This window comes from Paraburkholderia sediminicola (assembly GCF_046030555.1).
GTDB lineage: Bacteria > Pseudomonadota > Gammaproteobacteria > Burkholderiales > Burkholderiaceae > Paraburkholderia > Paraburkholderia sediminicola_E.
Genome location: NZ_JAQQCH010000037.1, coordinates 30757 through 54162, shown reverse-complemented (window position 1 = coordinate 54162; position 23406 = coordinate 30757). Strand labels below are relative to the sequence as shown.

The 23406-nt window shown below is 62.8% G+C and carries 19 protein-coding genes; 12 read left to right on the top strand and 7 right to left on the bottom strand.

The annotated features are described in order from the left end of the window. Positions 1-264: 264 nt before the first annotated feature. From PQQ52_RS32305 to PQQ52_RS32280, 6 genes are all read right to left on the bottom strand, one after another. A complete protein-coding gene (locus PQQ52_RS32305) occupies positions 265-597 on the bottom strand; it encodes a c-type cytochrome (RefSeq protein ID WP_408220712.1) in 333 nt (110 codons plus the stop codon). A gap of 111 nt (positions 598-708) precedes the next feature. After that, positions 709-2517: an LVIVD repeat-containing protein gene (locus PQQ52_RS32300; protein ID WP_408220699.1), complete on the bottom strand. Its 1809-nt coding sequence runs from the start codon at positions 2515-2517 to the stop codon at positions 709-711. A gap of 19 nt (positions 2518-2536) precedes the next feature. Beyond that, positions 2537-3577 (bottom strand): porin, encoded by a 1041-nt coding sequence (locus PQQ52_RS32295; RefSeq protein WP_408220697.1) that lies wholly within the window; start codon positions 3575-3577, stop codon positions 2537-2539. A 203-nt stretch (positions 3578-3780) separates the two neighbouring features. Beyond that, positions 3781-4806 (bottom strand): porin, encoded by a 1026-nt coding sequence (locus PQQ52_RS32290; RefSeq protein WP_408220695.1) that lies wholly within the window; start codon positions 4804-4806, stop codon positions 3781-3783. A gap of 124 nt (positions 4807-4930) precedes the next feature. Beyond that, a complete protein-coding gene (locus PQQ52_RS32285; protein WP_408220693.1) occupies positions 4931-5875 on the bottom strand; it encodes a 2-hydroxyacid dehydrogenase in 945 nt (314 codons plus the stop codon). Positions 5876-5895: 20 nt separating this feature from the next. Continuing rightward, positions 5896-6324 carry a VOC family protein gene (locus PQQ52_RS32280; protein ID WP_408220691.1) on the bottom strand — a complete coding sequence of 143 codons (429 nt, stop codon included), beginning with the start codon at positions 6322-6324 and terminating at the stop codon, positions 5896-5898. Positions 6325-6530: 206 nt separating this feature from the next. On the opposite strand from PQQ52_RS32280, the gene PQQ52_RS32275 reads away from it, so the two are divergent. Continuing rightward, positions 6531-7487, top strand: coding sequence for an alpha/beta hydrolase (locus PQQ52_RS32275; protein ID WP_408220689.1), 957 nt, complete (start codon positions 6531-6533; stop codon positions 7485-7487). A 39-nt stretch (positions 7488-7526) separates the two neighbouring features. Beyond that, positions 7527-8465, top strand: coding sequence for a dihydrodipicolinate synthase family protein (locus tag PQQ52_RS32270; protein WP_408220687.1), 939 nt, complete (start codon positions 7527-7529; stop codon positions 8463-8465). A 29-nt stretch (positions 8466-8494) separates the two neighbouring features. On the opposite strand, the gene PQQ52_RS32265 is transcribed toward PQQ52_RS32270, so the two are convergent. Next, positions 8495-9199, bottom strand: coding sequence for a GntR family transcriptional regulator (locus PQQ52_RS32265; protein WP_408220685.1), 705 nt, complete (start codon positions 9197-9199; stop codon positions 8495-8497). Between the two features lie 208 nt (positions 9200-9407). On the opposite strand from PQQ52_RS32265, the gene PQQ52_RS32260 reads away from it, so the two are divergent. From PQQ52_RS32260 to PQQ52_RS32215, 10 genes are all read left to right on the top strand, one after another. Continuing rightward, the gene (locus PQQ52_RS32260) at positions 9408-10328 is read left to right on the top strand and encodes a fumarylacetoacetate hydrolase family protein (protein ID WP_408220683.1); all 921 of its coding nucleotides are present in this window, start codon (positions 9408-9410) and stop codon (positions 10326-10328) included. Between the two features lie 57 nt (positions 10329-10385). Continuing rightward, positions 10386-11417 carry an ABC transporter substrate-binding protein gene (locus PQQ52_RS32255; RefSeq protein WP_408220681.1) on the top strand — a complete coding sequence of 344 codons (1032 nt, stop codon included), beginning with the start codon at positions 10386-10388 and terminating at the stop codon, positions 11415-11417. 230 nt (positions 11418-11647) lie between these two features. After that, a complete protein-coding gene (locus tag PQQ52_RS32250; RefSeq protein WP_408220679.1) occupies positions 11648-12268 on the top strand; it encodes a VOC family protein in 621 nt (206 codons plus the stop codon). 12 nt (positions 12269-12280) lie between these two features. Then, positions 12281-13024: an ABC transporter permease gene (locus PQQ52_RS32245; protein WP_169489437.1), complete on the top strand. Its 744-nt coding sequence runs from the start codon at positions 12281-12283 to the stop codon at positions 13022-13024. After that, complete coding sequence (locus tag PQQ52_RS32240) at positions 13024-13875, top strand: ABC transporter ATP-binding protein (protein ID WP_408220677.1); 852 nt, start codon at positions 13024-13026, stop codon at positions 13873-13875. Before PQQ52_RS32245 ends, PQQ52_RS32240 begins: the two co-directional genes overlap by 1 nt. A gap of 69 nt (positions 13876-13944) precedes the next feature. After that, positions 13945-14442: a 2-thiouracil desulfurase family protein gene (locus tag PQQ52_RS32235; RefSeq protein ID WP_408220675.1), complete on the top strand. Its 498-nt coding sequence runs from the start codon at positions 13945-13947 to the stop codon at positions 14440-14442. Positions 14443-14983: 541 nt separating this feature from the next. Beyond that, on the top strand, positions 14984-16180 hold the full coding sequence (gene wecB / locus PQQ52_RS32230) for a non-hydrolyzing UDP-N-acetylglucosamine 2-epimerase (RefSeq protein ID WP_408220673.1): 1197 nt from the start codon (positions 14984-14986) through the stop codon (positions 16178-16180). Between the two features lie 163 nt (positions 16181-16343). Next, the gene (locus PQQ52_RS32225; protein WP_408220710.1) at positions 16344-18530 is read left to right on the top strand and encodes a cellulose synthase; all 2187 of its coding nucleotides are present in this window, start codon (positions 16344-16346) and stop codon (positions 18528-18530) included. Beyond that, the gene (locus tag PQQ52_RS32220; protein WP_408220671.1) at positions 18527-20740 is read left to right on the top strand and encodes a glycosyl transferase family protein; all 2214 of its coding nucleotides are present in this window, start codon (positions 18527-18529) and stop codon (positions 20738-20740) included. Before PQQ52_RS32225 ends, PQQ52_RS32220 begins: the two co-directional genes overlap by 4 nt. Then, positions 20737-23403 (top strand): NfrA family protein, encoded by a 2667-nt coding sequence (locus tag PQQ52_RS32215; RefSeq protein WP_408220669.1) that lies wholly within the window; start codon positions 20737-20739, stop codon positions 23401-23403. The genes PQQ52_RS32220 and PQQ52_RS32215 overlap by 4 nt, the downstream gene beginning before the upstream one ends. Positions 23404-23406: the final 3 nt, after the last annotated feature.

Genomic DNA, 23406 nt, shown 5'->3' with positions numbered 1-23406 from the left:
ACCCGCTTAAGAATTAGCGGTTTGAGCCGCTTTCTCTTGCTTACTTCTCTTTGCGGCGGCAAAGAGAAGTAAGTGCCTGCCCCGCACAGGGGCGACGCTAATAGACCAATAAGAAATCAAGGAAAGGCCAACACCATAAAACCGCAGACAAACAAGCGCCGCGCAGGCAAAGAAGTCAAAGAAGTCAAAGAAGTCAAAGAAAGTCCACTACCTTAGGCAAACCACAATGCCGCCGCCAAAGGCAAAAAAAACAAAAAAAAACTCCTACTTAATCCCCAAAATCCAATGCGCAAACCGCTCCGCATCAGCGGCCGAAATCGCATTAGGCGGCATCGTCGCCCCGGTATTCCACTTCCCCGAGCTCCCTTCCAACATACTCTTCTCAAGCTTCGCGACCGCATCCGAATCTCCCCGATACCGCTCGGCGATAGCTCTAAAAGCAGGCCCCACCTTCGTCGTATCGATCGAATGACAAGCGCGACAAGTCTGCTCGCTAGCCGAAATCCCACCCGTGGTAACCGCGTCACCACCCGGCGCCGCAGCAAAAGAACTCCCGCACGACCCAGCAACAGCAACAAAAAATCCAACCCGTAACATCCCTCTCACAATTTCACCCCAGAAAAAAACAAAAAACCCCACCGACGAAAACCGCCGGCAGGGCAAAGCGCTCAACAAACCAACATGAAGAAATGAAGAAACCCAAAGACGTTACCGCGGTGGCCACGGCTTGGCCGGAGCGCCAATCACAGGCTTCCCAAGCAACGGCGTCGACAACGCATAAGCCCCATTCTCCGTAAAGGCCCAAATGATATTGCGGTCGTACTCGGTATAAATCGCCAGCACACCCTTGCCGAGGGTATAGCTCGGCAGCTCGCTCTCGTCCGCCAGCGCGGGCACGAAATAGCCGGCGATGGTCGGCTTCTCCGGATTGCGCACATCGAAAATCTGCACGCCGGCGTTATAGAACGAGTACGGAATCACGCCCTGACGCGAGCCACCCGGTTGACCGATCGCGTTCGAACGCTTCGGACCGAAGTTGCCGCCACGCTGGCAGAAACTCGTGAAAGGCGCGCCTTCAGGCGGTGTCGGCTGCGGCAGCTTGCCCGCCACCTTCAGATGCGACGGATCGCGGGCATCGACGACGAAAATGTCCTTGTACGGCTCGTAGCAATCGCGGTTCATCGGATAGCCGCTCGTCAGCACGAAGCCCGTGCGTTCGTACTGGCTGACGTCGGCATTGTCGTACTCGGTGCCCGCAAAACTCGGTGCCGTGTTGACATTGCCGAGCACCTTTGGCCTGGCCGGGTTGGACAGATCGAACGAATAGAGACCCAAGCCGCCCATCGCGCCGAAGCCAATCTTGCCGCCTTCTTCCAAAGGCTTCGGCAGGAAGATTGGAATACGCGAGCCCATCCACGAGGTACGATTTCCCGCGCGCGGATTCGTCAGATAAGCTTGTTCGTCGGCTTCATTGCCGAGTTTCTGTCCCGGTACCGAGATTTGCGATACGAACTTCGGATCTGCAGGGTCCGACATGTCCCAGACCTGATAGCCCGGCGAATACAGATAGTTCGGGTACTCGGTCAAACCGTAGCTGTCGTCCGGTGCAGCCGACAGGATCATGTACTTGCCGCCGTAATATTCAGGCGCATCGAGCGAGCCCGAACCCTGTTGCTGGCCGATCGGCGCGTCGGGGTGCCGATAGTCGGTCGTGCGTGTCGCGATCAGCTTCCATTGGCTCGGCAACGGGCCGTCCATTTCAAAGACCTTGAAGCCCTTGAGCGAGTTGTAGTGGCGCTGTGCTTCAACTTTGTCAGGCTGCTCGCTCTTGTCAGTCATCAAGCCATAGCGGCCAATTTCGAACGAGGCGACCAGCACCGGTTTGCCGAGCTTCTTGCTCCACACGATGGTGGCGCCGCCGAGATAGTCATGCACATTGTTCGGGTCGAACTTCTCGGTCGGTCCCTTCGGCCCCCACGTGCCGCCCTGCGAAAATACGACCTTGCCGTTGGCGGGATCGGTAACGTCCATGATCCGCAAATAGTCGCGGTCGTGGATGTAGAGATAGCGGTGCCCGTCGAAGTCGGCAATATTGTTCCAGGCGTGGAAGGGCGAATCGACGAGGGGATAGAAAGCCAGAACCTTGACGTCCTTGGCATAGCTCTTTTTATCCCAGGTGGTCATTTCGCCGGGGAAGTGCTTGCCCTGGTGCACTTCAGGGGTGGCCTTCGGCCATACGAACTGGCCGGTTGCCGGGTCCATGCCGTAGTCGACACCCGGTTTGAGCGGGACAGGCCGGCGATCCGGCGTGAGGCGCAGCCACTGGGCGAGATAGGGATCCTTGACATTCGGTGTGCCAGGCGTCACTTGTGTCGCGGACGCCGCGTCGGCCGATGCCGCGGCATTCGATGCGGCTGTAGCCGAAGCGCCTTCCGCGGCCGCACAGGCCGCCGCGGACATGAAGGTCAACAGGACGCCTGTTGCGAGAGTTGATTTCAGATTGTGTTTGCGAAGCATTAGCTTCCTCCTTTTTATACTAGAACGCGTGACGAATCCCGAACTGGAAGCCGCTCGGATTCTGTCCGCCGTTCGGATACTCCTGGAACGTCACAGGGTAGGCGACCGGCACATCGTGCTGGCTCTTCACGTGAGCGAAAGTGGCATACAGGTCGGTTCGTTTCGACAAACCGTAGATGTAGCCGATCACGCCGCCGGTGGCGCTGGAAATGCTGGTGTTGTTGTCGTCGTGACGGTGCACGATGCTCAGATACAGGCGGTTGCGTCCGTCGATGTTCCAGCGCGCGCCGATCTGCGCATCCCAACCCTGCGAATTGAACGCGACGTACGGCGGATACGCGTAGTAGCCGTTATACGTGTGATAGATCAGCGTCGGCTCGAAGCCGCCGAACTTGTAGACAGCAGCGAAATAGTTATCGCGCGACGAATGGATCTGTGACGACTTGAAGATATCGCGCGTGTACTGCAGCTCGCTCACGGCGCCGAGGAAAATCGGCCCGTGCCGGTAGTCGATACTGGTGCTCAGGAAACGCCCGGCACGGGTGCTGTCGCCCACGCCGGTTGTCGCCATGATCCGGCCGGTGAAACCGTAGAAGGTGGGCGTCTTGTACTGGATCGCGTTATCCACGCGATACGACGCGTAGAAGAACTCCATGTTGTTGACCATACTGAAGTCGGCGGCCCAGCTCGGATCGGCATAGCCCGCAATCCAGTACGACGGCGTGAACTGGCGGCCCATCGTCACTTCACCCCAGTTGCCTTTCAGGCCTACGAACGACTGCCGGAACTGCGTCGACTGCACGCCGGTATTCGCGGAGAACATCGGCTCGACGGTGAACACCGCCTTGTTGCCGCCGCCCAGATCTTCGACGCCGCTCAAGTTGAAGCGCGAGTTGTTCAGACCGCCGCTCGACATGCGGGTCATGTTTCCGCCGGAACCGGAAGAGATCAGATGTTCGATGTTCAGGTCGACATAACCCGACAGCCAGACGCTCGACTGAGCGTGTGCCCCGGCGCATGCGAGCATGACGGCGCCTGACACGAGTGCCTTCTTTTTCATTCAATCTCCAAACAGGTCGTTGTTGTTTTCGTGTGGTAGAGAGTGCTGTCGTCGCGCGCGACAGCCGCGGTTACGTCCTTTTCTGTCGTGTATACACAAACTAGAAAAAATTATACCCACGGCAAAATTTGGATTCCGAGCTTTATTTTTTTATACAAAACAACGGTTTGGTTATAGCGGGTTGACCCTGATGGCATCGCGCTTCAAAACAGATGCCGGATTCCGGCTGCATACGTCATCGCGGTGCCATAGCCAGAGAGCTTGTCGTAGACCGTCACCAGGTACAGGTCGGTGCGTTTCGACAGGAAGTAGTCGAGCCCCGCGGAGCCCGTATTGCGGGCGCTGACGGCGTTCTTCGGCGCTGTGCGGCGCGTATACGCCCATTCCGCCAGCGCAGTGAGCTGGGAGGTCAACGGCACCGAGAGGCCGGCTTCGTAGGTATGCGCACCAATACTGGTCGAATCGGTACGCAGGCCTTGCATTGCGGCATACAGCTTGAAGAGCGAAAAATCATAGGCCGCGCCGACGATGTACGCGTTCTGTGTCGGTGACGCCACACCGGCGACCACGCGTGTGCGTTGTACGGTCGCGACAGCGGTGAGCGACCCACCTGCATAGAGTGTCGAAAGCGCGGCGTTGTACGTGCCGTCCGAGCCTGCGAAACCGCCGGGCGCATATACCGCGGTGGTGGTCAGCCCGTTCAGATTGGGGCTGGTGTACTGGATGCCGTTGTTCCAGACGGTGTCGCCCGCAATTGCACCGCCGTACGGGGCGGTGAAGGTCTGCATCACAAGCGGCGAAAACAGGATCGACGCCTGGAACGGGTTGACGGCCTGCTCGGCGAGGTAGAGGAGATTCGTGTGCCGTCCAAGCGTCACGCGCCCGAATGGCCCGGCGATGCCGACGTAGGAATTGCGTCCCCAGAACGGATCGGCGGCGGTGCGGCCGACGCCACCGTTAGTCGGCTGAAAGAAGCTCTCGAGCACGGCGATCGCGCGGTAGCCGGCGCCGAGATCTTCGTTGACACGGATGCCCCAGTACGGCGCTGTCAATCCCGGGCTCTGTTCGGCTATCGCGGCGGGGGGGCCGTTGCTGCGTTTGCTGCTGGCGACATCGACCCCGACGAGCCCATACAGCGTGACAGACGTTTGCGCTTTGACGGCATGGGACGCGAGTCCCCATGCGGCGGCGCAACTGAGCGCGAGCGCGCCCAACGATCGAACGTTCATGGCGGATCCTCTTGTGCGGTTGGGAACAGCGAGACAACGACGAAGCATCAGCGGGACATCAGCGAGGCGGCAACGGGACAGCAATGAAGCGGCAGGTGGCGGCGCGAAGCTGCGCCGCCACGTTTCAGGCGGCGCGCACCGCGAATTCGACGGGTGCTTGTGCGAAGTGCTGGGACAGACTGGCGAGCAACGCGTCGCGTTGGGCAATCGACGAAGCGGGGGAGCGTCCCGCGATGTGCGGCGTGATGAGCACGTCGGGATGATCGAGCAGCGCCGGCGGCACCGCGGGTTCGTCTTCGATGACGTCCAGTCCCGCGCCGGCGATCGCGGCGTGAGCCAGGGCGTCGATCAGCGCCTGCGTGTCGAGCACCGAACCGCGCGAGACATTCACCACATAGCCGGTTGGCCCCAAGGCTTGCAGCACCTTGCGGCCGACCAGGTGTTTCGTCGACGGGCCGCCGTTGCAGGCAATGACGAGGAAGTCGCTGTCGGCGGCAAGCTCGGTGAGATCCGCGTAGTAACGGCCTGGCGCATCGGCATGCGGCTGCCGCCCGTGATAGCCGAGCGTCATGTCGAAGCCCTGCGCACGCGTCGCAATCAGCCTGCCGATACGTCCCATCCCGACCAGCCCCAGGCGCGCGCCCGTCAGCGTCGGACGCTCGGCACGCGAGGCGCGCCAACGGCCGGCGCGTACCGCTTCGGTAAGCGGCGCGTAGCCGCGTGCGAGCGCAAGCAGCAAGCCGATGGCGTGATCGGCGACGGTTGCCGCATTCGCGCCGGGCGCATGGGTGACGACGATGCCGCGTCGCAAGGCGGCGGCCACGTCGACGTTCTCGTAGCCCGCGCCGAATGCACTGACAATCTCGAGCGCGGGCAGCGCGACCATCTGCGCGTCGGACAGACCGGTCGAGCCATTGGTCACCACCGCGCGCAGACTCACTGGATCAATGCCGGCGGGCAACGCATCGCCCCAACCGTCGGGATGATAGTGAAGCGTGTAATCGCGCCGCAGCGCGTCGAGCGTTGCGTCGGGCAACGCGATCAGCGCTAACACATGCATGCCGCTCATGCTTGTGCTCTGAACCGGACTCATGGCTGCGGATCAGCAGCTTGCGCGGCAGGCGCCACCTCCTTCACCGCGCCTTTCCAGCCGTTTTCGGTGATGTCGAACACGGTGCCGTCGGGCATCCGGTACTTGACTTCATAGAACACATTCGGATCTTTTTCGTGGCGTCCCGTCAGGTACGTGCCGCCCGCCGCGACCACGCGCGCCGCGGTGTCTTCGACGCTATCGACCCACATGCCGAAGTGAATCACGCCGCGCACATCCTTCAGCCCTGCATAGCCGGGAACGGTTTCGTCCTTGAAGTTGAGAAGCGCCACATTCATCGTGCCGTCCGTCATATAGATGCCGCGCATCGCGTTGCCCGCGCGGCGCATGCCGAATGCCTGCTCGAAGAATTGCGCGGCGGCTTCCGGATCGTCGACCGAAAGCGCGATGTGGCGGAGCTTGTCCATGAGATGTCCTTGAGTTGTCCTGGAGATGAAATGCCAATCGGCGAAATGAGGGTTGTCGTGACTGTGAATCAAGTGTGTCCGTAACTTCACCAGGTATACTACGTATAACAAATGTATACACAAAATCAAATTGATATACCAGAATGGTTCTCATACACCGGTCGCCGCCCCTCGCGCCGACTCGCCGCACTGTTTGAGGACCACCGATGCACACCTCGCAGGAACCGTTAGGTAGTCTTTGCGCCACGCTCAGGCAGCGCTTTGCGCAGATCGGGCCAGTGTGGGGGCGCGATATCAATACGCATCGCGATCTGGTGATCGACGCGTATTCGCCGTTGGTGGCTGCATCGCGGGATGTGGGGGAGTCGTTCGAAGTGGCGCGCGATATTGCCTACGGCGGGCATGAGCGGCAGCGTCTGGATGTGTTTGCCGCTCCAAAGACACGGAAGGAGGGCAATGCCGACGTCGTGCTGTTTGTCCACGGCGGCGCGTTTCTGCGCGGCAGCAAGAGCTTCAACGGACTTATTTACGACAACGTGTCGCGCTGGTTTGCGCGGCAAGGTTGCGTCGCGCTGAATGTCGAGTACCGGCTCGCGCCTGAGGCGCCGTATCCCGCGGGCGCGGACGACGTCGCCGCCGCTTTGGCGTGGGCGCTGAAACATGTCGCCGAATTCGGTGGTAATCCGCAGAGGATCTTTCTGGTCGGACATTCGGCGGGTGGCGCACATGTCGCCACGTACCTGTGCGATCCACTCTTTGCCGAGTTGCGTGAGAGCGCTTCGACAGCCGCCGGTGCCGTACTCATTAGCGCGCGGCTCGCCGCCGACGTGCTTCCCGACAACCCGAACGCAGCCGGCGTGCGCGCCTATTTCGGCGCGGATGAAACACGCTACGCCGCGCGTTCGCCATTGACTCATGCGGCGCACTTCGACGCACCGCTGATGGTGGTCGTGGCCGAATACGAAAATCCTTATCTGGACGCCTATGGTGCGGCTTTCTTCGAGCGCGTGCTGCAAGCGCGTCAACGCGCCGGTGACGCCGCGCCCAAACGCGCACCGCGTTTCATGCAGATGCTGCGGCACAACCATACATCGGTCGTCGCGCATTTCGATTCGGGCGAGACGCTGTTAGGCGACGCGATGCTCGATTTTTTCAGCGCGTGATCGTCCACGTTTATCCGTCTAGCCAATCAGGAGATCCGCATGTCCGTCAGTCGTCCGTCTGCTTTTGCAAAGCCGCGCGTATTCGCGCCGGTCGTTACACCGTTTAGCGCCGGGCTGGGCGTCGATGCACCGCGTTTCGTCGCGTTCTGTCAGTGGCTGGTCGGGCAGGGCGCCGGGCTCGCGCTGTTCGGTACGAATAGCGAAGCCAACTCGCTAAGTCTCGCAGAACGTCACGGGTTGTTGGACCAGGTCATCGATGCCGGCATCGACCCCTTGAAAATGCTACCGGGAACGGGCGCATGCGCGCTGCCTGACGCGATCGCACTGACGCGTCACGCCACCGAAGCCGGTTGCGCCGGCGCCTTGATGCTGCCGCCGTTCTTCTACCAAGGCGTTAGCGACGACGGACTGTTCGCCTACTACTCCGATGTGATTCAGGCAGTCGGCTCGGATCAGCTACGCGTGCTGCTGTATCACATCCCGCAGTTCACCGGCGTGCCGATCACGCACACGCTGATCGAACGCCTGATCGCGGCGTATCCGCACACGGTGGTGGGCGTCAAGGACAGTTCGGGGGATTGGGCCAACACCCAGGCAATGCTGGAAAAGTTTCCCGGCTTCGCGGTGTTTCCCGCATCCGAGGCGTTGCTCGGCAAAGCGCTGCCGCTCGGCGCGGCCGGCTGCATTTCGGCGACGGCGAATATTCAGCCGCATGCGATTGCGAGCCTGCTGAATGCGGCTTCGCAGGAAGAACGGGTGGTGTGGGAGGGCAAGGTCGCGACGGTTCGCCTGGCGGTGCAAGCGCAACCGATGATCCCCGCGTTGAAAAGCATCGTCGCGCACTTCGCGAACGATCCCGAATGGACCCGCGTGCGTCCGCCACTCACGCCGATGAATCCGGCGCAGTCCGGCGCGCTGTTGCAGCAGCTTCAGGCATTGGATTTTTCGATGCCGTCGATGGCGGCGGTGGCTGCGTGAGCATGCAGCCACACCGCGCGCGCAACGACTCAGGCGTTCTCGCGCTCGGTGCGTTGGCGTTTGAGCCGGCCGAGCACGACGATCGACAGCCGCGCCGTGTGGTCGCGCATCGCGTTGTACGCGCGTTCCGGTTCGGAGTTGAGGATCGCGGAGACGATCTCGCGATGCTCGTCGGTCGCGGCTTCGAAGCGCGACGGCGAAGCCGGCTGCGCGGCGCGAAAGCCCGCCAGACGCTGCCGTTGTACGGACATGATCGACGCCAGCGATTTGCTTTGCGCGCCCTTGCAGATCAGTTCGTGGAATTCGCGATTGAGCTGGAAGTACTCCGTTTCATCGCCGCGCGCGATCGCGGCGTTCATTTCGGTCTGGAGCTCTTCGAGCTGCTTCTTCTCGACGAGGCTCATACGTTGCGCGCTCAAACGGCAGCACAGCGCTTCGAGTTCACACATCGCCTCGAGCATGTCGGCCAGTTCGTCGATGCTGAACTTCGCGACCACCACGCCTTTGCGCGGGGTCAGCTCGACCATGCCACGCGCGGCGAGTTCTCGCAGTGCTTCGCGGATCGGTGTGCGCGAGGCGTTGAAGCGCTCGGCGAGCGCGGCTTCTTCGAGCTTCTGGCCCGGTTCGAGCGTGCCTTCGATGATCTCGTCGCACAGGAGTCGGTAGATCTTGGAGGAGAGCGTCGTCATCGTCATGGTGGTGGGTTGAGCGAAACCGTTAGCAAGCGGCCCCATTATGCGCCAGCGGCTCAACCGCCTCAATCGCCACTGCGCATATCCGGCCTCTGCAGGCCCATGCAGTGTACGCGTGAACGTGTTCGCTCCCCGATTGGTGTATACGATTATTCTAATAAAAATACATAGATGACTGAATGTATACGAATTATTGACTCCTCGACAACCGCTAACTAACACCCTACAAACACAAAAAGCGAGGCAATACGTGATCTGGTTTGGTATCGCAACTTATGAATTGAATGGCCGCACCGCCACCGGCCTGGCGGTCGGCGGCGAGTTGTACGACGCACACGCGGCGCTGAAACACACCGCTTCGGCGGCGCCGCTCGCCGATGTCGGTTCGCTGATCGCCGGCTGGGAGGCCGACGGCACGGCGACCGTCGAACGGCTCGAAGCCGCGGCGCGCGCAATCGAGGCGGGCACGCTCGATGTCGCGCCGCTCGCCGGCCACACACTGTGTGTGCCCTACCAGCCGCGGCGCATTTTCGCGGCGGCATCGAACTATTACGAGCACGCGCGGGAGATGGGCACCGAACTGGCGCCGCGTGAGGAAAGCACGCCGTACATGTTCATGAAAGCGGAAACAAGCGTGGTGCCGACGCTTGCCAACGTCGTCATCCCGCCGCACGCGGAACGGGTCGATTGGGAGGTTGAACTGGCCGTGGTGATCGGCAGGAGCGGCCGCCACATCGCTAAAGAAGACGCTTACGACTACATCGCCGGCTATACGATTCTCAACGACGTCAGCGCGCGCGACCTGAATCGCCGCACCGACTATCCGTTCAAACACGACTGGTTTCGCGGCAAGAGTTTCGATACCTTTGGTCCGCTCGGCCCCTGGTTTGTGCCGCGCGCGTGCATCGCCGAGCCGCAGAATCTGCGCATGCGCCTCGCGGTGAACGGCGAAATGATGCAGGACGGCAATACGTCCGGGATGATCTTCAATATCGCCGAGCAGATCGAATATTTGTCGACGATTCTCACGCTGCAGCCGGGCGATCTGATTGCGACGGGCACCCCGACCGGCGTCGGCATGGGGCGCGGCATTTATCTGAAGGCGGGCGACGTGATGGTCGCTTCGATTGATGGGATCGGCTCGATCGAGAATCCGCTGGTCGCCGGCTGAGCGCAATCAGGCTCGCGGCGCGATCCACTCACTCCACTCAAAGACGGGGAACACGACATGTTGCAGCGGGTACGGCGCGCGATACGACGGCTGGTTCAGCCATTGAAGCAGCAGGCTGCGTTGAGCGCAGTTGCATTGGCCGCTACGGCGCTCTTCACGAGCGCCCATGCGGCCGATGCGGTGCGTGTCAATCTGGCGTGGCTGCCGCAGGGCAGTACCGGCGGCATTCTGCTAGCGCAAGCGAAAGGCTACTACCGTGAGGCCGGCCTCGACGTCAGCGTGATGCGCGGTTACGGCGGTCAGCGCACCGTCAATGAAGTGGACGAGGGCCTGTTCGAATTCGGTTATGGCGACCCCGTTAGCGTGATGCTGAACCGCGCACATGGCGGACATGCCGTGATGGTCGGCGCGATCAATACGCGCTGGCCGGGGGCGATGTGCTATCTCGAGCGGCCCGGCTTCAAGGTGAACACGCTGAAGGATTTGTCGGGGATGACGCTCGGTGGCGGTGGTGCTTCGCCGGTGCAGAACATCATGCCCGCGTGGCTCAAGCAGAACGGCATGGCGCCCGACGCGATCAAGACCGTGCGTCTCGACCCGGCTGTGATCAACACCGCGCTGTTGCAGAAGCGGATCGACCTGTCCGAGTGCTGGGAAGGCGCGAGCCTGCCGGTCCAGGCAGCGTTGGCGAAGCGCGCGGGGCAGCAGCTCGGCAAGGTTTACTACCGGGATTTCGGTCTGGATATGATGGGTAACGGCATCGTGACCACCGATACATTCGTTGCTCAGCATCCCGACGTAGTCAAACGTTTTGTCGCGGCGACGTATCGCGGTTATGCGCTGATGCGCGAGCATCCGCAAGAAGCCGCCGACGCGATCGGTGGGCTTTATCCGGTGCTCGACAAGGCGATCCTGTTGCAGCAGATCGTCGAGACCAATGGCCTGATCGCCGACGATCCCGCGCAGCACAAAACCGGCTGGCTGCGTCCTGCGCGGATGGATGCAACCGCTGCTTTTGTAGCGCGTGCGTTTGGTACTGGTACGAAGGTGAAGGCGGCTGATTTGTATACGAATCAGTTTGTTGAATAGACCCGTTGGGAGTGAGCGTATCGTTTAAACGACGCACTCACTCCCGTCGACCGCCACTGCGTGGCATGGGACGGGAGTAAGCGCTAAAGCGCTAACTCTGGTCGACCGCCACTGCGTGGCATGGGACGGGAGTAAGCGCTAAAGCGCTAACTCTGGTCGACCGCCACTGCGTGGCATGGGACGGGAGTAAGCGCTAAAGCGCTAACTCCCGTCGACACAGGAGACAGGTAATGAATAGTTTGCGTCCGAAGCGGCTTGGACACATGGTGCTGATGGTGCGTGACATCAAGAAGTCGACGCAGTTTTATACCGACGTGCTAGGCCTCAAAGTGTCGGACTGGATCGGCGACCAGATGGTGTTTCTGCGCGCCGGCAGCGATCACCACGATCTCGCGCTCGCGCAGCTGCCGAAAGATTCCGCCGACTTCAACGATCTGCCGCGCTACTCGCGACCCGGCCTCGAACACTTTTCGTATCTGATCGACAGTTATGAAGAGATGGAGCGTTCGGTGAAAGTGTTGCAGGAACATGGTGTCGAGATCGTCCGCGGCATCGGCCGGCACGGACCTGGCAATAACCTGTTTCTGGTCTTCAAGGACCCGGACGGCAATAACGTCGAGGTGTACTGCGAGATGACGCAGATCGGTGAACGCGACGCGCACGAGCCGCAGGTGTGGGAGCGCACCATCGAATCGTTCGACCAGTACCGCTTCGAGCGCTTTGTCGTACCGCCACCGCCGCATCTGGTCGCGCAAAAGTCGGCACAAGCAGCGGCTCAGGTCGCAGCACAAGCAGATCCGCAGCCCACAGCCCAGGATTCAGCGAAAGCCAAGCCGTCCGATCACGAATAATTCGGAAACCTCATGAAGCGATTGATCGAAACCGTCTCGTTCTGGATCGTGATTGGCCTGATCTGGGAGTTCGGCGTGCGTTGGACGGGCACGCGCGAATATGTGCTCCCCGCGTTATCGCAGGTGTTCGCCGCCGGTTGGGAAATGCGCGGGCAGTTGCTGTCCGACACGTTGGCGACCGCCTGGGAGGTGTTCGCCGGTTTCGCGCTGGCGCTGATCGGCGGGCTGGCGATCGGTTTGCTGGCAAGCATGTCGAGCATCGCGCGGCGCACGCTGTTTCCGCTCGTCACCGCGTTGCAGAGCATGCCGAAGATCGCGCTCGCGCCGTTGCTGATCGTGTGGTTCGGCTATGGCTTTGCCTCGAAACTGGCAGCGGCCGTGCTGTTCGCCTTTTTTCCGATTGTGATTGCGACGATGGGTGGTCTCGCCGGCGTGCCGCGCAACCTGGATGAGCATTTTCGGGCGCTCGGTGCGTCGCAGGCGAAGACCTTCTGGCATTTGCGTTTGCCCGCCGCGTTGCCCGCTTTGATCGACGGTTTGAAAATCGCGATGCCATTGGCGGTGATCGGCGCGATTGTGGGTGAGTTCATCGGGTCCGAGTCGGGGCTGGGGCATCTGATCGTGTTCGCGACATCGAACGCGCAGACCGCGTTGTCGTTCGCGGCGATCCTGATGGTGACTGTACTGGCGATGCTGTTTTACTGGGCCGTCGAGCTGGTTTCGCGCGGTGTGTGGTGGAGAGGAGTGACGGTCTGATGGCACTGGTCGACAAGTTGCGTATTGTGCAGCGCGCCGCGGCAACCCGCGCACAGGTTCACCCCTTGCATCGCGACGAATTGGCGCCCGCGCTGATCTCCGTCGAGCAGGTTGGCAAGCGATTCGCCGCGCGGGGCGGGGCTGGGGCGTTCAGCGCGCTCGACGACGTCTCGATGCAGATTCGCCAAGGCGAGTTCGTGTCGATTCTCGGGCCAAGCGGTTGCGGCAAGAGCACCTTGCTGCGGATGGTGGCGGGTCTTGTTTCATGCGACGGCGGGCGGATTCTGCTGGGCGCGGAGCCCATTTCCGCGCCGGTGCCGGATATCGGGGTGGTGTTTCAGACGAGCAATATGCTGCCCTGGCTGACCGTTGGGGCGAATATCCGGTTAGGCGCGAAGTTGAGGAATGTGCCGAGGGCGCAGGTGGAGAAGAGGCTTCCTGCGTTGCTCGAGACCTTGGGGTTGACGGCATTCGCCGACCGCTACCCGCATGAATTGTCTGGTGGGATGAGGCAGCGTGCCGCAATTGGGCAGATTCTATTGCTCGAGCCGCGGGTGATGTTGATGGATGAGCCCTTTGGGGCGCTGGATGCGCTCACGCGGGATCGGTTGAATGTTGAGCTGTTGCGGATCTGGCAGCAGAGCACGCTGACGGTTTTGCTAGTGACTCATAGCATTCATGAAGCGGTGTTCCTGTCGGATCGGGTGTTGGTGATGTCTGAGCGGCCGGGGAGGGTTGTTCACGATATGAAGATCGATTTGCCGCGGCCGCGGGAGCCTGATCAGGTTAAGAGCAATCCCCTGTACGGGGAGTATGTTTCGGCGCTTTCCAGGCTGATGGGGGTGTTTTAGGCAACGAACCCAATCCCATTACAATCCATAAACCCCGAGCCAGCAGGGAAAACCCCCCCCTCACTCTTTATGTTAAAGATCCTGGTCAGCGCTTGCCTCGTCGGCCACCCCGTCCGCTATAACGGCAAAGCCAAACCCACACATGACGCGTGGCTGGCCCGCTGGCGCGACGAAGGCCGCCTCGTCACCGTCTGCCCCGAAGTGGCCGCCGGATTCCCGACCCCGCGCCCGCCGGCGGAAATACAGCTGTGCCGCTCAGGCGCCGACGTCCTGGCGAGCAACGCGACAATCGATGACAACACCGGCGCAGACGTGACCGCGCTCTTCATCGCGGGCGCTCACTACGCGCTCAGCCGCGCCAAGGCAGAAAACTGCCGCTACGCACTGCTCGCCGACGGCAGCCCCTCCTGCGGCAGCACCTTCATCTACGACGGCGCGTTCAACGGCCAAACCCATCCCGCCACCGGCGTCACTGTCGCGTTGCTGCAACAGCACGGCATCCGCGTATTCGCGGAGTCGCAGATCGCTGAACTGGCTGAGAAAATCGAACGCGAATCCAGCAAGTGAGACGCACGGTCAATTAAAACGTGTAGTTCATGATATAGCCCACATCATGTCAAATCCGCCGATAACATTTGCGCAGCCTTAATCAGCGGGCAGTTCTGCTGAGCTAATGAAGCCATAAAATTGTTAATTCAGATTTTACATTCGCAGATTTTGAAAATTTTCGATCTGAATTCAACGTTTTCCTAAATATCCGGAAAACGTTTGCGCTGGTTTAATCAGCTGGCTTCGTTGGCAAAAAAATCAGTTTCACGTCTCCGAGGTGCTGCGATGAATGCGGCACGTACGGGAAACATTGTGAGATATGCGGAAATACGCGCTAGAATGCGCGTCGATTCACCATCAAGGGCTGCTCGTTCAAACGACGCTTACGTGAATCCAGTCGGTAGTTATTGCATCCCATCGATTTGTCCCCGACGTATAGGGGGGCGCCGGCAATTATCGGCGACGGACAAATCAGATCGGTAAATAAAGGGGTGCGATATTAACGCGTGCTCCGCATTGCCTGCCGCCAATAAAACATTCAAAAAAAGATCGAGGACACATGCCAACGAGGATTCTGTCGATTTTCGGCACGCGGCCGGAAGCCATCAAAATGGCGCCGCTGGTCAAACAACTGGAAGCAGACGCCGGCATCGAGTCGGTGGTCTGCGTGACAGGACAGCATCAGCAGATGCTCGATCAGGTCCTCGATCTGTTCCAGATCAAGCCGCATCACAATCTCGCGCTGATGACCGGTAACCAGACGCTCAACGGTCTGGCGTCGCGCCTCATCGCGTCGCTCGACGATGTGCTCGCAAGCGTTCAGCCGGATCGCGTGCTGGTGCACGGCGATACAACCACCGCGTCCGCGGCGGCGCTGGCCTCGTTTCACCGGCGCATTCCAATCGGTCACGTCGAAGCAGGGCTGCGTACCGGCAATCTGATGCAACCGTGGCCGGAAGAAATGAACCGCCGCGTGGTCGACGTGATGAGCGATCTGATGTTCGCGCCTACCGCGAGCTCGAAAGCGAACCTCGCGCGCGAAGCGCTGCACGGCAAGATCATCGTGACCGGCAATACGGTGATCGACGCGCTGAACCTCACCACCACGCGCATCGACAACGACGCGGCACTACGCGCTGAGCTCGACGCGCGTCTGCCGTTCCTCGACGGCGCACTGCCGGTGTTGCTCGTCACGGGCCATCGCCGTGAGAGTTTCGGTGCGGGCTTTGCGAACATCTGCGCAGCACTCGCGGAGCTGGCCAGAACCAACCGGGTCCAGATCGTCTATCCGGTGCATTTGAATCCGAATGTGCGCGGCCCGGTGCAGGAAACCCTCGGCACGGCGCGCAACGTTCATCTGATCGATCCGCTCGATTACCTGGGTTTCGTGCGTCTGATGCAGCGCGCGTCGATCATTCTCACCGACTCGGGCGGCGTGCAGGAAGAAGCGCCCGCGCTCGGCAAACCGGTGCTGGTGATGCGCGACGTGACCGAGCGCCCGGAAGCGGTAGCGGCCGGCACGGTGCGCCTCGTCGGCACGGAGCGCGAAGCGATCGTGCGTGCGGTGACGGGCTTACTCGACGACGCGGGCGAACGCGACGATTTCGCGCATCGCGTCAACCCATACGGCGACGGCCACGCATCGCAACGGATCGTCGCCGCACTCACCGGGCGTTCGTTTGACGAGTTCGTGAGCGGCGGCGCCGGTGAGCTGGGGCAGGTTCCCGCCGTGCAGCGCGCAGAAGCCACGCGATAGCGCGGCGCGGGCCGCTTTTCTGCCGCATGGCAAATAGCGCCGCAAGCCGCCACAACGACGCCCGCCCAACGGGATCGCAGTTCCAGACAATCCATGCAGCGCGAATCAGCTTACCGTTTGCGCGCTAATTACGAGACAAGACAACGTGACCTTCGATACGCCAATGCGCCGCATGGCCCGCCCCCGCCTGCACGTCCTTGCCGCGCTACTGTTGCTCGCCGCGACGGCCCATGCTCAACAGCCGGCTGACGTTGCCGGCAGTTTCGCGCAACTCGGCAGCGGCCGTCTTGCGACGCGCACGGTGTCGCTGGCCGAACTGGGGATGCGCGACCCGGTCGTGCTGCATGCGCCGGACGGTCGGCAGGAACTGTATCTGCCGGTGCCGGCCGGCGTGCCATTAAGCGATGCGGCCTTGCAGATCGACGGCAACTATCTGCGCGGCAACGGCGGCCGCACGACCATGCTGGTGTCGCTAGACGGCGCACCGGTGCTCTCGCGCAGTCCAACGCAGGACCAGGGCGACGCGTCGGCGAGTCTCGGTGTGGATGGTGCCGCGCGGCCGGGCGGTTTCGTACGCGTGGGCCTCGACTGGTCGTCGGTGCTCAGCGATAACGTCTGTGCCGATCAGACCGCGATCGGCAACGTCTGGCGCATCGCACCGACTTCGCGTCTGACCTATCGCTACGATCCGGATGCGATCGTCGATCTGCGCAGCGCGTGGAGCGCCTTGCCGCAAAAGCCGGTGGTGATGCTGGGTGCGCGCACGCTGGCAGCACCGGCGTTCGATGCGGGTTGGCGCGTCGAGGCGCTGCTGCAACGCGAAGGCCGCACGCCGTCAACGCGGACGTGGCCGGCGGTGGGCGACACGGTCGATCTGAGCGATCTCGACGTGCCGGCGCCGCTGCGCGCGGTCCCGGCGTTTGCCGCGCTGGCTGCGGGCGGTTCGCACAAGCTGGCCAATCCGGCGGAAGCGGGCGCCTTGATCGCGCTGACGCCGCGTTCGGCTTTCGCGCCGGACGTGATCGTCGCCGACGACACGGTACGCAACACGCTGAAGACCTCGCTCGATGCCTTGCGCGAGCAGGTTGTGAGTGCCGCACCGGGCGCGAGCGCCGCGTTCGACGCATGGCGTGCCCGCGCGATCGATCCGGTCGCGAAGCCGCTGGCCTCGGGCGAAGTGCGCCTCGCTCACCTCGGCGGCCAGACTGCGATCGTGGTCGGCGATAACGACGGCGTCGCGATTCTGGCGCGCACGTGGCGCCCGATCGACGTGGCGAGTCGTCTCGTGGTCCATCAGATCGACACCGCACCGAACACGCGCGGCGACGAAATCGCACTGTCGCTGCTGGGCGGCCAGCCGCGCACGCTCGACGTGCAGGGCCGCGCCACCTGGGACGCGAGTTTCGATCTGGGCGCCGCCTCAGGCAACGGCAAGCTGCCGGGCACCGTGGTGCTCGACGTGGCCGCCTCGCCGACGCTGAACAACGCCGCGCAAACCGCCTCGATCTATTTCAACGACGTGTTGATCGGCTCGCAACTGCTGACCGCCAACGGCAAGCCGCAGCGCATCACCGCGCGCGTGCCGCACTACGCGCTCGCCCCGAACAACCTGTTGCGCGTGGTGTTCCAGCGCCAACCGGACGGCGGCTGCCAGGCACGCGGTCAGGGCCATCCGATTGCCGTACTGCCGAGCAGCCATCTGACGCTCGCCGATGCGAAAGTCGGCGACGACTTTACCGGCATGGTGGCGCGCTTCGCATCGGAAGCGAATGTGATCGTGCCGGCCTCGTATCTGAACGACGCTACGCAGGTGCTGCCGCGCCTCGCGCGACTGGCGAATGCGAGCGGCATCGCGCCGACCCGTGCGACCTTCAGCGTCGCGCGTGACGGCGAAGCGGTGGCCCCGACGGGCGCTTTCCTCGCGGCCGACGTCACGCTCGCCGATGAGAAGAGCCTCGCCCATCTGTCGAAAGACCGTCTGTCGCTCACCGATGCATCCGGCAAGATGCTGGCCGATATATCCGGTTTGAACCGCGTCGGTGTGATCGAAGCAGTCAAGTCGGGCAACGTATCGGGCGTCGTGTATCGCACGGTAGGTGACGCGGCTGCGATCCTGCCGGCGTCGTTGCAACTGTCGCGCGGCGATATCGCGATCGTCGACGAAAGCGGCACGCTGCGCCAGTTCGATTCGCGTCATCCCGGCGAAGTGGTCGATGCAGAAGACGTGCAAGCCCCGTGGCTCATGCAGAGTTGGGTGCGCTGGGGCATTCCGGCCGGCCTCGTCGGCTTGCTGATCGTGTTGTTGCTGGTGGCCAACGTGGCGCGCCGCAGGAATCGGGACAAGTCGTGAGCTTCGCTTCGCTCAAATGGGTGGTGGGCTACGCGGTGGCCCACTATTACCAGGGGCTCGAATACGTCGCTGCGCTGGTTGCGTTCATCATCCTGCTGTCCAGCCTCGACGATCTGTTCATTGACCTCTGGTACTGGACCCGCACGCTCTATCGCCGCTTCACGGTGCAGCGCGCCTACAAGCCGCTTACCAGCGCGCAGTTGTATCAGCGCGCCGAGCAGCCGATCGCGATCATGGTGCCCGCGTGGCACGAGTACGACGTGGTCGCGGCGATGATCGAAGACATGGTGCGGGTGATGGACTACCGCAACTATGTGGTGTTCGTCGGCACTTATCAGAACGACCCGCAGACCATCGCCGAAGTCGAACGGATGCGCCGCCGCTACAAGCAACTGCGTCGCGTGGAAGTGCCGCACGACGGTCCGACCTGCAAGGCCGACTGTCTGAACTGGGTGATTCAGGCGATCTTTAAGTACGAGAAAGAGGCCGGCATCGAGTTCGCGGGCGTCGTGCTGCACGATAGCGAAGACGTGCTGCATCCGGTCGAGCTGCGCTTTTTCAACTATCTGCTGCCGCGCAAGGACATGATCCAGTTGCCGGTGGCTTCGCTCGAGCGTAACTGGTTCGAACTCGTGGCCGGCACCTACATGGACGAGTTCGCCGAATGGCACGCGAAGGATCTGGTGGTGCGCGAGAGTCTGGTGGGCTCGGTGCCGTCCGCGGGGGTGGGCACGTGCTTCTCGCGGCGCGCGCTGCTCGCGCTGATTGCCGAAACCGATAGCCAGCCGTTCAACACCGAAAGCCTGACCGAGGACTACGACGTCGGCGCGCGCCTGGGCAAGATGGGCATGCAGTCGATTTTTGCGCGCTTCCCGGTGCAATTCGCGACGCGCCGCAAGTCGTGGTTCGGCTTCGGCCGCGAGCGCGACATCATCGTGACGATGCCGCTCTGCGTGCGCGAATTCTTCCCCGATACCTTCCGCACCGCCTACCGGCAGCGCGCGCGGTGGACGCTCGGCATCGGCTTGCAAGGGTGGAAGCAGACTGGCTGGAGCGGCTCGCTTGCCAATCGCTACCTGCTGTCCCGTGACCGCAAAGGCATCGTTACCGCGTTCGTCGGCATCATCGCGTATGGGCTGGTGATTCAGTTTCTGCTCTTCGCCGGCGCCGATCTGCTCGGCTGGATGCCGGAGCTGATCGCTTCGCCGTTCGCCGATTCGCCGTGGCTGCAGGCGCTGCTGTGGGCCAACGGTTGCGCGTTGCTGTTGCGCGTGGTGCAGCGGATCTATTTTGTGACCCGTTTGTACGGCTGGGAGCACGGGTTGCTGTCCGTGCCGCGCATGGTGGTGGGCAACTTCATCAACTTCATGGCGGTCTCGCGGGCATGGAAGATGTTCCTCACGCACCTCGTGACCGGTAAGCGGCTGGCATGGGACAAGACCATGCATGACTTCCCGTCCGCCGACGGCTTTAACAATCGCCGCCAGCGTCTGGGGGAGCTGCTGTTGTCGTGGCAGGCCATCGATCCGGACAAGCTCGAACAGGCGCTGGGCGAAAGCCACGCGCGTGAGGCGCCGCTTGGCCGTGTGCTGATGGCCAAGGGTTGGCTCGACGAGGAAACCCTCGCAGAAGCGATTGCCTTCCAGTCTGATTTGCCACGTGGCCGCGTGGTGCTCGAACGCATCAAGGACGACGCAGCGCGATTGCCGCTCGACGTGATCGTGCGCCACCGCGTGTTGCCGCAGGCCGACGCCGCGAGTGGCCGGACGATTCTGCTGACCGCGAGTCCGCTCGCCGAGCCGATGCTCGCGGAACTGAGCGCGCTGGTCGGGGCACCGGTTGCGCAGGAGATCGTGCGTGAGGGCGAGATCGCGGCGGGGCTGCGCGTATTGCGCGGCGTCGAGATTGCGGCGCCGGCGGGTGAGGGCGAGCAGGCGAGTCTGGCGGAAGGTGCGTCGGCGGGTGCATCGTCGGCCGGCGGCGCCGAGCCTGTACCTGTACGCAGCGTACCGCTGATCGGCGATCTGCTGATCGAGCATGGCCACGTGCGCCGCGAGGCCTTCGAAGCGGCAATGCAGGACTACCGCCCGGATCGCCATGGCCGCATCGGCGACTACATGGTGGCGCGCGGCGTGATCTCGCGTGCCGCACTCGAGAACGTAATCCAGCAACAGCGCCGCCTTCAGGGCGCTCTGGCGGCATCCGAATGAGCGATTCTTTTTTCACCCGGCGTGCGTGGATGGCGCGCGCTGCCTTGGCGGCTTCAGCTTCGACATCTGCCTCGACGGTGGCTTCCGCTTCCGCGTGCGCTGCAACTGCGGCTTCGCTTGCGGCGTTCGCATTCACGTTGCGTGGCGTCACCGCTGCCATGGTGACCGGCGCGTTGTGCTTGAGCAGCGCAGCGGCGTATGCGCAGAGTGCAGCGGCCGCACCTCAGGCGGCCCCGTCCGAACACAATGCGCTGCCGTTGAGCGGCGCCGCCTATCGGGCGGCGCAGGAAGCGTATGCCACCTATGGCCGCGGCGACTACGCCGGCGCGATCGCTCGGGCGCGCGAGGCGATTCGCCAGCGCCCCGATGTCGTGTCGCTGCGGGTACTGCTCGCCAACGGGCTCGCCGCACAGCGCCGTTATAGCGAAGCAAGCCGCTCGCTTGGCGACGCGATCGCGCAGATCGGCCGCGATCCGGCACTGGTCTCGCGTCGTAAGCAGATCGACGCGCTGAACGTGTCGACCCGCGCGGTCGCACGCGCAGGCCGCCAGCAGTCGGGCGACCCGGATGCGCTCACCGGCGCCGCGTTGAAAGCCGCGCAGCAGGCCTACAAGGCGTATGCAGCGAAGGATTTTTCGGGCACCGTCAGGTACGCGAACGAGGCGATCTCGTTGCGTCCCGACCTGCTGCGCCTGCGCTTGTTGCTGATCGACGCGGCGAGCGCGGCGGGTCAGGACGCCGATGCGTGGAACGCCGATCTCGATGCAACCCAACGCTTCGGCGACAGCGACGAATTGCGCGTGAGGCGCAGCTTCATCGGCAGCCGTCTGGCGCCGAAGTCGTCCGGTGCGTCGTTTGCGGCGCGCCAGAAGGGCGACTACGTAGAGGCCGCCGCGCTCGCGCGTGAGGCGGTCGCCTATGCGCCGGATCTGGTCGGTTACCGCATCCAGTTGATCGACGCGCTGTTCGCCGCGAACGACCTGGCGGGCGTGCAAGCGGCGGCGAGTGCGGCGATTGCCGCCGACGATACGGAAATCATGCCGCTCACGCTGCGTGGCTACACGCTGGCGGCGCAGGGCAAGACCGCCGACGCCGAGGCGGACTTCGCCAAAGCGCTGCATGCCAATGACGCAACGCAGCGCAACAAGCGCGTGGCGCGCGTGATCATCGCCGATGTGTGGATCGCCGAAGGACAGCCGCAGCGCGCGCTCGATCTGCTCGCGCCGCTGAAGACGAATGGCGACGACACCGACCCCCCCATCGCGCTGCGCCGTTATCAGGCGCGGCAATTGTTGGCGCATACGCCGGTGGCGTCGAATGCAGGCAACGCAAGCAACGCAAGCATCGCAAGCAACGTAACGGCCGCCCCGATGCCTTCGTTCGATCCGGCCCGGCGCCCGGTCATCGACTGCGTCGTCGATCAGTTCGGCGCAAGCTGCGATGTCTATGCGGTCGATCCCGGTTTCACCGCGGCGCGCGCCACGGCAACCGCCGCAGCCGCGAACGACAAAACAGGTGCGGTCGGCTATGCGCGCGAAGCGGTCAAGGCAGCCCCGGACGATCCGCAGCATCGCGTGGAACTGATCAACGCGCTGAGCACGGCCGGCGACGACGCCGCAGCGACACGCGAAGCGCAAAAGATGATCGATGCCGGCATGCTCGACGCCATGCCCGACATGGCGGCTGCCTATATCGCGCAACGTGCCGGCAACAACAAGGTCGCGTACCAGCGCTTCAGCATGGCCGACAAGGGTGGCACCCTGCCGGCCAGCGCCGCTGCCGATGCGGGCTATGCGGCGGTCCAGGCGCACCGCAATCGCGAAGCCGCGCAGTACTTCGAGAGCGCGATCGACGCGAGCGCCAAGCCGACCGACGACACGCCGCCGGCCACACCGGCGCAACTGAACGAGATGCGCAGCGCGCACGCCGAGGCCACCCGCAACTGGGGCTTCGACGCGTCGCTGAACTATCGCGGCGCGGGCATGCAGCCGGGCTATGCGTCGTCGCCGACTCCGGGCACGTCGAACAACTGGCAGGCCGGCGTGGAAGCCTACTGGCGTCCGTTCGGCAGTCTCGGCGACCGGATGTTCGAGCTCTACGCGCGCGGCTACGAAAGTTTCGGCGTGAAGAACGGCGGCGCGAGCGGCATCGACTCCTTGCAGGCCACCGTCGGCGCACGCGCCAAGCCGTTCTCGCAGATCGATGCGATTGTCGCCTTCGAACGGATCATTCCGATCGGCTCGCAGGTCAATCCCGACTGGCTCGCGCGGCTTGCGTATTCGGGTGGCTACGGCACCGAGCGCCGGGTGGACGTGCCGTCATGGTGGACCGCGCAGATCTATGCCGAAACGGGTGCGTATCTGAACGCAGGATCGGTCTACGCGACCACCAATCTCGAGCTGGGCCGCACCTTCCGCATGGACCGTTACAGCCCGAAGTGGACCGTGTTCCCGTATGCGGTGATCGGCGCGGACTACGACTCGAGCGTCGACCACAGCATTCCGCTTGGCGCGGGCGTGGGGATTTCGACGCGTTACTGGTTCCGCGACAGCAAATACGACGCGCCGCGCTCGTATGTCGATCTGTCGGTGCAGTACCGCCTGAGGATCACCGGCGACGACCGTGCGCGCGGCGTGTTCTTCGGCGCGATCTACTCGTATTGAATC